Raw genomic sequence first — 1,092 nt, forward strand, 5'->3', positions numbered from 1 at the left:
TGGCGAAGTGGCTGCGCGCCTTGGCGCAATCGACGCAGCAGGCGCGGGCCGGCGGCGCCAAGGCGGCGATCGCGGCCGCGGCGCAGCAGCAGATCGCGCCGCTCTGCCGCGCGGTCGAAGGCCGTTTCCCGCTGCGCCGCGACGGCGCCGATGTGCCGGTCGATGATTTCGCCCGGCTCTTCGCCCCCGGCGGCGTGCTGGAGCAGTTCTTCGCCCAGAATATCCGCCCCTATGCCGACACCACGCAGAATCCCTGGCGGCCGATGGCGACCGACGGCCTCGCCCCGCCGGTGACGGCGGCCGATCTGGCGCAGTTCCAGCGCGCCCAGGCGATCCGCGACGCCTTTTTCCCGGGTGTCGCCGGCACCGGGCTGCGCTTCGAGCTGATCCCGCAAGGGCTCGACCTGAATTCGAACAGCGCCGTGCTGGAAGCGGATGGGGTGCGCAACGAGCTGCCGCCGACCGGAACCGGCCGCCCCGTGCTGCTCTCCTGGCCGGCGCGGGGCAATGTCAGCCTGGCCTTCACCCCGCCCGGCTATGCCGGCAGCCTGACGCTGGACGGCGGCTGGTCCTCGCTGCGGCTGGTGATGGGCCCACATGCGACGCTGCAGCGCCTGGGCGGCGAGCGCTACCGCCTGACCATCGCGCATGGCGACCGCGGCGCGATCTTCGAGCTGCGGCCGGGCAGCAGCACCAACCCCTTCAACCTGGCGGAGCTGTCGCGCTTCCGCTGCCCCGTGCTGGCGCCGTGAGCGCGACCGGCCTCTATGGCAAGCTGCCGGCGCATGGCGATTTCATCCGCCGCAACCTGCCCGCCGATGCCGTCGCCGCCTGGGATGGCTGGGCGGCGTCGCTGTTGCAGGCGGGGCAAGCGGAGCTCGGCGCGCAGCCCTTCGCCCGGGCCTGGGATGCGATGCCCTGCTGGTGCCTGGCGCTGCCCGGGGGCGCCTGTGGCGCGGCGCCGCTCTGCGGCGTGATGGCGGCCTCGCGCGATGCGGTGGGGCGGCGCTTCCCGCTGCTGCTGGCCGCCCCCGTGGCGGATGCGGCGGAGGGCTGGTTCGACGCCCTGGCCGAGGCGGCCCGTGCCGCCAT

At 74.5% G+C, this 1,092-nt stretch carries 2 protein-coding genes; both read left to right on the top strand.

Annotated features, from left to right (window positions below; genetic code table 11):
- The coding region (locus HMPREF0731_RS21560) for a type VI secretion IcmF C-terminal domain-containing protein (RefSeq protein ID WP_007006366.1) at positions 1 to 752 on the top strand (752 nt) is incomplete at its 5' end.
- Positions 749 to 1,092: type VI secretion system-associated protein TagF (gene tagF, locus HMPREF0731_RS25865; protein ID WP_007006367.1), on the top strand; the 344-nt coding region annotated here is incomplete at its 3' end. The genes HMPREF0731_RS21560 and tagF, both read left to right, overlap by 4 nt.

Origin of the sequence: Pseudoroseomonas cervicalis ATCC 49957 (genome assembly GCF_000164635.1) — a bacterium.
GTDB classification, from domain to species: domain Bacteria; phylum Pseudomonadota; class Alphaproteobacteria; order Acetobacterales; family Acetobacteraceae; genus Pseudoroseomonas; species Pseudoroseomonas cervicalis.